Source organism: Candidatus Thermoplasmatota archaeon (genome assembly GCA_034660695.1).
Classification (GTDB): domain Archaea; phylum Thermoplasmatota; class E2; order UBA202; family DSCA01; genus JAYEJS01.
Genome location: JAYEJS010000082.1, coordinates 1 through 8,309 on the forward strand (window position 1 = coordinate 1; position 8,309 = coordinate 8,309).

11 protein-coding genes are annotated in these 8,309 nt (G+C 38.8%); all 11 read right to left on the bottom strand.

What is annotated here, in order from left to right:
* Positions 1-209 precede the first annotated feature (209 nt).
* The 11 genes from U9O96_04100 to U9O96_04150 all read right to left on the bottom strand — a co-directional run bounded on the left by U9O96_04100 (position 210) and on the right by U9O96_04150 (position 8,129).
* Positions 210-839: a class I SAM-dependent methyltransferase gene (locus tag U9O96_04100; GenBank protein ID MEA2054285.1), complete on the bottom strand. Its 630-nt coding sequence runs from the start codon at positions 837-839 to the stop codon at positions 210-212.
* Positions 833-1,393 (bottom strand): class I SAM-dependent methyltransferase, encoded by a 561-nt coding sequence (locus tag U9O96_04105; protein MEA2054286.1) that lies wholly within the window; start codon positions 1,391-1,393, stop codon positions 833-835. Before U9O96_04105 ends, U9O96_04100 begins: the two co-directional genes overlap by 7 nt.
* Positions 1,390-2,253: a 4Fe-4S binding protein gene (locus U9O96_04110; GenBank protein ID MEA2054287.1), complete on the bottom strand. Its 864-nt coding sequence runs from the start codon at positions 2,251-2,253 to the stop codon at positions 1,390-1,392. The genes U9O96_04105 and U9O96_04110 overlap by 4 nt, the downstream gene beginning before the upstream one ends.
* Positions 2,250-3,086 (bottom strand): ATP-binding protein, encoded by an 837-nt coding sequence (locus U9O96_04115; GenBank protein MEA2054288.1) that lies wholly within the window; start codon positions 3,084-3,086, stop codon positions 2,250-2,252. Before U9O96_04115 ends, U9O96_04110 begins: the two co-directional genes overlap by 4 nt.
* A complete protein-coding gene (locus tag U9O96_04120; protein MEA2054289.1) occupies positions 3,083-3,934 on the bottom strand; it encodes an ARMT1-like domain-containing protein in 852 nt (283 codons plus the stop codon). Before U9O96_04120 ends, U9O96_04115 begins: the two co-directional genes overlap by 4 nt.
* 18 nt (positions 3,935-3,952) lie before the next feature.
* Positions 3,953-4,309 (bottom strand): NifB/NifX family molybdenum-iron cluster-binding protein, encoded by a 357-nt coding sequence (locus tag U9O96_04125; protein MEA2054290.1) that lies wholly within the window; start codon positions 4,307-4,309, stop codon positions 3,953-3,955.
* A 111-nt stretch (positions 4,310-4,420) separates the two neighbouring features.
* Positions 4,421-4,813, bottom strand: coding sequence for a NifB/NifX family molybdenum-iron cluster-binding protein (locus tag U9O96_04130; GenBank protein ID MEA2054291.1), 393 nt, complete (start codon positions 4,811-4,813; stop codon positions 4,421-4,423).
* A gap of 269 nt (positions 4,814-5,082) precedes the next feature.
* Positions 5,083-5,910 carry an Mrp/NBP35 family ATP-binding protein gene (locus U9O96_04135; GenBank protein ID MEA2054292.1) on the bottom strand — a complete coding sequence of 276 codons (828 nt, stop codon included), beginning with the start codon at positions 5,908-5,910 and terminating at the stop codon, positions 5,083-5,085.
* A 33-nt stretch (positions 5,911-5,943) separates the two neighbouring features.
* Entirely contained in the window at positions 5,944-6,285 is a 342-nt protein-coding gene (locus U9O96_04140) for a metal-dependent transcriptional regulator (protein ID MEA2054293.1), read from the bottom strand.
* Between the two features lie 79 nt (positions 6,286-6,364).
* The gene (locus U9O96_04145; protein ID MEA2054294.1) at positions 6,365-6,715 is read right to left on the bottom strand and encodes a DUF5320 domain-containing protein; all 351 of its coding nucleotides are present in this window, start codon (positions 6,713-6,715) and stop codon (positions 6,365-6,367) included.
* A gap of 88 nt (positions 6,716-6,803) precedes the next feature.
* On the bottom strand, positions 6,804-8,129 hold the full coding sequence (locus U9O96_04150) for a BPL-N domain-containing protein (GenBank protein ID MEA2054295.1): 1,326 nt from the start codon (positions 8,127-8,129) through the stop codon (positions 6,804-6,806).
* Between the last annotated feature and the right edge of the window lie 180 nt (positions 8,130-8,309).

Here is an 8,309-nt window from a genome sequence, read left to right on the forward strand (position 1 = left end):
TTTATTGTCTTAATTTCAATATATGACATAATAATAGTTAGGGTGCACAAGAATATAAATCTATCGGTTATAAAATGCGTTTGTGCCACCTAACAAGCTAGGAATCAAAATTTAAGGTTTGGTCTATTTAACCTGCAGATTTTTGGTGGGATATTATTTTATCCCCAAGCTCTTCCCCAGACGACGTGACGGAACATGACCAAAACCAATCATTTGTCATATTTTATCCCCTCCACGATATATATGCTAGCTAGCTTTGGATCATCACTATCAAATATTTTCCCATCTTTTATGCCAAGGAAATACTCTTCGCTTTTTATAAAAAAATAGTTGGAAATACATTCTCTTATTTTTTCAGTATTCACATGTTTTATATTTTTTCTGATATATGAGCTTTTGTCACTATATTCCCTTTTAAAATAATGCGATCTAGGGTTTAACATCAAAATGAGAACTAATCCTTTATTTTTTAATACTCTATAAGCCTCTTTTACTGATTTCTTATAATCAATGATAAATTCAAGTGATGTAACATACAGAACGGCATCAAAGGTGTTATTGTCAAACTTCAGATGTTGAGCATCACTAAATTCTACATGAATCGATGGTGAGACGTGCTCAAGCATCTCCTTTGAATTATCTAAACCAGTTATATTCATCTCAGGATGTAGTTGATTTAATCTGGTTTCTAATGAAGCAGGTCCACATCCTATACTTAATACGTTTTTACAGTTTTTCAATTTTGATTCAACGAACTTTAACTCTCCTTTTAATACTTCTTTACCGAATTCGCTGTTATAAAATTTTAAATACTTTTCAACTTCATTTTCATTTAGCATTCTTTCCTAAAATTTAAAACATAGCCTTGTTCAAGACAATTATCATGTATTAGTATTTTGTAGAGCATTCTTTCAAAACGAAAATGTACAGTTTCTATCTCATCTTTAACGTCATCTAACTCCATGTTCATATGCTCTTGATGGTGTTTCGGATAAACTGAAATAAGGGCATTTGGTTTTGAAACTCGGTAAATGTTAGCCAACAGCTCCTTTCTATTATCTATTAAATGTATGACATCATAAAGCAAAACCACATCAACAGACTCATCTTGCAAAGGCAGGTCAGATTCTTCTGATACATCTATTATTTCAATGTTTTTTAATCCTCTTTCTTCAGTTCTCTGTATCAATTCATCCAAAGATCCCCTGTTTTTATCAATAGCATAAACCTTTCCACTCCTTCCAACTACCCCTGCTGCTGGAATCGCATAATTGCCCACTCCACATCCTAAATCCAAGACGGTCTGCTTCTGTCTAATACCAACATCTATCAAAAAAATCTCACCCATTTGATCCAGCCATTTTTTTATATCATCATCCTCATCCTTATTCATATATGCAACCTCCCTTGTATCTCATTCCACATATCAATAATTTTATTGGCAACATCGCTATCTGAGTATTCAATCACACTCTTTTCACGAATCATAGCATCAGTCACAACCGTGTCATACGGAAGTTTTCCAACAACCTCAATACCATTGCTTTTACAGTATTGCTCGATTTTTTCTGTATTATCCACATTGATGTCATATTTGTTAATGCAAACAACAGAAGGAATACCAAAATGGTTTGCAACACCAAGTATCCGTTCGAGATCATGAATCGCAGAAAGCGTCGGTTCGGTAACAACCAAAACAAGGTCAACTCCGGTTATGGCAGAAATAACGGGGCATCCAATACCTGGTGGGCCATCAATAATAATCAAATCTTTTCCCTGTTCCTCTGCAAGCGTTTTTGCATTGTTTCTCACCACTGTAACTAGTTTTCCAGAGGCTTCCTCAGCCGTTTTCAACATGGCATGGGACATCGGCCCGAAACGAGTCTCGGAGATATATGCAAAACCCGAATCCCTTTCTTTCATTGTAATTGCATCAACAGGACAAATATATTCACAGACGCCACAGCCCTCACAAGACTCCTTAATAAGATTAATTTCCTTATCAATCGCATCAAACTTACAAGACTCATAGCATTTTTTACAATCAATACAACGATCCTTATCAATATGTGCAATGTTTAATCCATGAAAACCCATTGTCTTTTTAACGTCAGGTTTAAGAATAAGATGAAGATCAGCGGCATCAACATCACAATCAGCAAGAACAGCATTACCGGCAAGAGATGCAAAAGCAGCAGTAATAGAAGTTTTACCTGTTCCGCCTTTCCCACTAATGACAGTAAGCTGCTTCATGCTTTCACCTCTGATTGTATTCTGCTAAAAAGATTTTGAAACCTGCTCCTCCAATCAGGTAATTCATTTACAAATGGAATGCCTTTAGAATAAAGATGAGCAATTTTTTCACTGTGAGGTATTTTCATCAGGATTGGTATTTTCTCATTTTGACAGTATAGTTCAACTTTTTTATCTCCAACTCCATCACGATTGATAATGACTCCAAATGGAATATGCAAATGCCGGACCACGTCAACAGCAAGTTTAAGATCATGAAGACCAAAAGGAGTAGGCTCGGTCACCAATATACAATAATCTGAACTACCAACCGTTTCAATAACCGGGCAGGAAGTACCAGGAGGGGCATCAAGAATTACATTCTTATCCCCGTCAACTTTCCGTTTCAATGCTTTAATAACAGGGATAGCCTGAATCTCTCCAATGTTCAACAAACCATGATAAAAATCAAGACCATCTGCCACTCCATGTTCGATCCTCCCAACGATTCGTTCATGCCAACCAACAGCATCCAGTGGACAAACAAGCTCGCATCCACCGCATGAATGGCACAACTCAGGAAAAACAAGTACATCAGATGGAACAACAGCCAATGCATTATACGCGCAGAAATCAGAGCACTTGCCACAAAAATTACATTTAGTCTTATCAATCTCTGGGATGCTTACCGAAATATCTTCACGCTCATTTATTTTTGCATTAAGAAAAATATTTGCATTTGGCTCTTCAACATCGCAGTCAATCAGTTGTGCCTTTTCAAGACTTAAAGCAAGATTTGTCGCAATTGTTGTTTTTCCTGTTCCACCTTTTCCACTGGCAACCGAAATAATCATTCTTTCACCTTCAAAATAAGCTTACCTACATCATTACCGATGTCTCTTGCAACCAGAGGACATTTTACCATCAGGAGGAAAAAAATTTCACGGCCGCTATCGCTCAATGATTCATAGTTTCCCTGGCCCTTGGCAATAACCATGTCTGCTGTCCTAAAATGTTCCATGAACTCTTTGGATGCATGTGAAAGCACAATTCCGGGCGCAGATAATTTTTGGCCTTCGTCTCCTGCAATAATTGTTGCAAGTTTATCGATACCCGCAAATTTTGCATCTTCAACCGTCGCATCATTAATGATTTGATTTGCTTTTACCACATAGGTTATTTCCTTCTCCATCTTTACAAGTTCTTCGAGTAGAAGTTTATCAAAGAAGATTTCTCCAGTATTGTCGGCTAAATAGAGAATTGTTTTTGTATTTTTTAAGACGTTTTTAAACCGTGGACATGCTTTATCTTCGAAATCCTTTTCGATCGTATCCTCAACACTAAATCTGTTGGCCGTACCAAAATCAATTACATTTCCAACAATTGCAAGCTTGATGGCCATGAATAATGAATCATCCGCTTCATTAATCAGTTGTTTAAGATGGGGATACAGTTTCTTTGCCATTTTATTTGACTGATCCTTTACTTTTTTATAAGGATCTTTCGAGCCCGTGACTCTCCTTATAATCTCATGTACCTCCCGTGATATCTCTGGAGGGGAACTTGTAAAAGAAACGACCCCGAGATGTTTCATAACTTCTCTGAGGGCACTCTTATGAATAGTTTTATCATCGGTTGCCATACATGCGGCTTCCAACGACTGTTTTAGAAAACACGGTATGCAATCAAGATATGTCTTCATTATTTCACTATTTGTATGTTAGTAGTGATGCTGATCTCTAAATACGTGCTGTGAACAGGCATCTGCCTCACTTGCTTTTTGAAGTTTTTCTTTTTTGAAAGCCTCGACTGCATCTTTTACAGTTCCAGATGCACCGATGTAAACCTCAATATCCATCTCCTCAAACATCATAATTGCGCGCCTTCCAAGCCCTCGACAGATCATGATGTTAACTCCTTCCTTTGCCATTATCTCAGGGGGATTCACCTGCCCATCCATATGATGACTTATATTGGGAACAACTTTTACTTCATCGGTATCAAGGTCAATAATCGTGTATGTAGGTACCCTGCCGAAGTGTTCTCCAATCTGCTCATCCAATCCTTTATCTCCCATACTTGGAATGCATATTTTCACTATTTCACCTCTTTCATATTTCTAGATGTGCGTCTTGTTTTTATCATTTTCTCAAATCTCCTGCGCTGCAAGAATTGTTCTCTATACTTTTCATAAATCACTTCTACTGCCGGCTCCCTGCCCCATTCCAAAATGGCTATCAACACTGGGAGCATCTGTCCCTTGAAACTCGCCTTTTTTGTATTTCTCAACTGCTTCTTTTACAGTCCCGCTTACCCCCGTGACGACTTTTATCCCGGCTGATTTTAGTATCCGAAATGCATTTGGCCCAGCATTACCAGTTATTACTGCCTTTATGCCAGCCCGTGCAAGCATCTGGGCAGCCTGTATCCCAGCGCCGCCTGAAGCCATCGCTTTCTCATTTGGAATAGCCTCAAAATTCATGGTTTCCATGTCAACTATTAAGAAATACGGACATCTTCCAAACCTTTGGTCGACATTGGAATTCAAATCCTCGCCTGTCGATGATATTCCTATCTTCATAACTTTCACCCTCAGACCGAAAGCACTCTTGCTTATTTAACCTTTGGCAGTTACGCCCTTGTCATAGGTGTCCCGCATTTTGGACATTTCTTGCTGTAGCAAGGCACTCCCAATTGATGTTGCTCTTTGTACCCGCAGTTTGGACAAATGCATTCACCTTCGGGGCCCTGAGCGAATCCACCGCCTAGACCACGACCTCTTCCTCGACCTCTCCCAGCTATGTGACCTTGTCCATCTGGCCCTGTTCCATTTCTACCTGGCATATTTTATCACCTTCCTTTATTTGCAATATTATCAATTTTTTTTACAATTTCTGCAAATGCTTTAGCAGAACTTGAGTCTGGGTATTTGACTATAAATGGTTCTCCAGAATCACCTGTTTCAACAATATTTGGGTCTATAGGAAGTTTTCCTAAAAAATGCACATTCATCTCTTTTGCAGCATTTTCTCCTCCCCCGACCTTAAACAGGTTAATTTCCTTACCGCAATACGGGCATGTCAAGCCGCTCATGTTCTCAATAATTCCGATTACCTGTGTTTTTAGCGCCCTTGCAAAGGTTACTGCTTTTCTGGAATCCAGCAATGCAACATCTTGAGGTGTAGTAACGATTACGGCGACACTATCCGGTATCAGCTGAGCAATGCTCAGTGGTTCATCTCCAGTGCCTGGCGGCAAATCAATAATCAAATAATCTAAATCACCCCAAACTACGTCACCCAGAAATTGCTGTATGGCCTTCATTTTTAATGGCCCACGCCAAATAACAGGTGTATCTCTATCTTTTAAAAGAAATGCCATCGATATTACTTTTAGATGCGGAGAAACAATAAATGGCAAGATACTGGTTTCATTACCTGCGAGGCGTTTATCCTCAATTCCCAGCATCTTAGGGATATTAGGGCCAGTAATATCGATATCAAGCAATCCTACCTCAAACCCATGCATAGACAAAGAGAAAGCCAGATTTGTAGCCACAGTACTTTTTCCCACACCACCCTTGCCACTCAGTATCACAATCTTATATTTGATTTTTTGCATATTATCTATAACCCTGGATTTATCACCGGCTAATCTTTTGGCATTATTCTCATTCAACTTCTGTCACCCCTCTGTTAGTATATTGTACTCCTAATTATCAATTTGTACCTTTTTTAAAACTTGTCTCCATCTTGAATAGTCTGGGTTATTCTCTACGAACTGCTTTAACTGCTTAACACTCTCAGACGTAATAACATGTTCTATATTACATGCATCAAGCTCAGCGATTTTTCTGCCCATAACGGTAAGTACATTTCCCCTATATGGTTTATGTGTAACAAGTTTTTTTTTATGTAACCTCTGAAGCATTTCAGTAACACTCGCAGGTTTAAGGTTTAGTGCTCTTGCTATCTCACTATTACGAACAGTTCTACGCTTCTGTTGAAGCAGATAAATCGTTTTGATATATTCTTCTTCTGCTTTTGATAACATTTTTTATTTTTTTTTAAAGTGAAGAAAAAAGGAAGTTTCCAATTCCTAACTTTATACTTTTGCTTTTTCAGAAACTCCCTTACTTTTCCTCTTTAGACAGTTCCTGGAGCCTTTCTTTTATGCCCTTAAGTTCTTCTTCCAAGCCTTTGACCATGTCTTCAAGGTATGCTTTTTCCTCTTCCCTGCTGGGTTCAGGATACTCACTCCCATAATATGGTGCTGGCCCATAGTATGGTGTTGGATATGGATAATATCCTCTCCACCAAAATCCTCGTCCTCGTCCAAAACCTCTACCTCTACCTCTTCCAAAGCCAAATCCTGGAACGCTGGGATTTGCGTATCCTGGTACTGGGTAGCCTGCACAGTATCCTGCAGCTCTACCTGTCATAGGCCCAAAGCCCCAAGGTCCTGTTCTGTCTCCACCTGGCATATTTTTCACCTCAAAAGAGTATATAGGAATAAATATATAAATATTTTCCAAAGCTTTTATATAAAATATACATAAGACGACTAGAAATTTACGTTCCAATGACAGGAAATGAACGGATTGCTCTCTCTCCATTATTCCACGTTTCAATTCTTATAACGTGAGTTCCTTTTCCTATAGAAAGCATGTTAGAATACGAGTTGCCATGTATAAGATCTTTTAACTCTCCATCTACATACATGGCTATCTCCCTCCCATCAATAGCTCTTGCTTTTACGGTAGCACTTCCAATAATTACGGTGTTTTTCATTTCCATGATTTTCCTTCCGTTGATATACATGCCATCTTCAGGCTCTTCAGCAAAAACAGCTATTTTGCTTGCAGGAGGTATTTGATGGTGGGTAACCCAGGCAACACTTCTTCTTAGCATCCACCAGTTATAACTTTCTTCTGATAAAATTCCATCGCTCCAGTTGTAGATGAACCATGTAAATCTTGTATTTGCTCTTACAGGAAATTCCTCTACATGCCCCCCAAAAAACGTTTTTTTCTCCGGATGGGGGCCAAATAAAACCACTTTTCCATTTCCATATGTCGTTGCGATTGATGCCCATTGCCCCTTTATATCAGTTGTTACATTTGCCGCTATTTCCCACCTGCCGTTCCATTTCCAGTAATGCAGGGGTGCCACTTCCATTGGCTCTTCCGCATATATTGCAAGAGGAATAACTTCCCCGCATTTTTCATTATCCTCGTAGGCAGGATACATGCCGGGGCCCCCGCCGTAGCGAATATTCCTATAACCCCCACAGAATCCTTCTGTTATCGGATTTTTCACTTCGGAGATATATACTTGAATCGGTGGCAGCCCATATTCCCAGTTGGATTTCCATAAGTATTGCCATTCCTGTGCCTGCTGATCATTTACATACACATTTGCAATCTTTAGGACTGACAAATCCAGCACGGTATTGGGGCTGAGTTTCTCCTGAAAGCCCATTGAAGCAAGATTTGCCCCCCCGCAAATGCCAATATACCCTCCCCCATTTTCAACAAATTCCTTTACAGATTTTCTCCACCTTAAATCATATGCATCAAAATAGGGGCTGCTGATCCCTGGAACAATAAAAACATCAAAGTTTTCGTTGGTCAATGCATTTTTACCTTTTCCAATAACATCATTCCTGCCTATGATTACAGGAATAATTTCATATTTTGTACCGTTGTTTTCCCATGAATATTCTATTGTTTGTTTAACCTCTTCAGCAAATATTTTTACGGTAGAACCATATACAGCAACCTTTATTTTCACGGTCTTTTCATCAGAAGACGAAAAGCTTTCCTGGGGTAATGTAAAAGATAAGAGTAAAAAGAGAATGCATCCCGTTGCTATGATACGATAGTGCATATAATCCATACACAAAAATAAAACGACTATTTATAATTTTAACAGCACGTCACGCTTTTTGTTCAATCAACGTTATTTCCCCAGATATTTTTCTACCCTTTCAAATCCTTCCTTTATCACATCAACATTTTCTACGTGAGGACCATAACTTATTCTCACTCCTTTTTCTAGCGTGTGGCCAAATCCTTT

Coding starts and splice junctions, on each gene's coding strand:
- U9O96_04100 (MEA2054285.1), bottom strand. CDS start 839: ATGCTAAATGAAAATGAAGTTGAAAAGTATTTAAAATTTTATAACAGC.
- U9O96_04105 (MEA2054286.1), bottom strand. CDS start 1,393: ATGAATAAGGATGAGGATGATGATATAAAAAAATGGCTGGATCAAATG.
- U9O96_04110 (MEA2054287.1), bottom strand. CDS start 2,253: ATGAAGCAGCTTACTGTCATTAGTGGGAAAGGCGGAACAGGTAAAACT.
- U9O96_04115 (MEA2054288.1), bottom strand. CDS start 3,086: ATGATTATTTCGGTTGCCAGTGGAAAAGGTGGAACAGGAAAAACAACA.
- U9O96_04120 (MEA2054289.1), bottom strand. CDS start 3,934: ATGAAGACATATCTTGATTGCATACCGTGTTTTCTAAAACAGTCGTTG.
- U9O96_04125 (MEA2054290.1), bottom strand. CDS start 4,309: ATGGGAGATAAAGGATTGGATGAGCAGATTGGAGAACACTTCGGCAGG.
- U9O96_04130 (MEA2054291.1), bottom strand. CDS start 4,813: ATGAAGATAGGAATATCATCGACAGGCGAGGATTTGAATTCCAATGTC.
- U9O96_04140 (MEA2054293.1), bottom strand. CDS start 6,285: ATGTTATCAAAAGCAGAAGAAGAATATATCAAAACGATTTATCTGCTT.
- U9O96_04145 (MEA2054294.1), bottom strand. CDS start 6,715: ATGCCAGGTGGAGACAGAACAGGACCTTGGGGCTTTGGGCCTATGACA.
- U9O96_04150 (MEA2054295.1), bottom strand. CDS start 8,129: ATGGATTATATGCACTATCGTATCATAGCAACGGGATGCATTCTCTTT.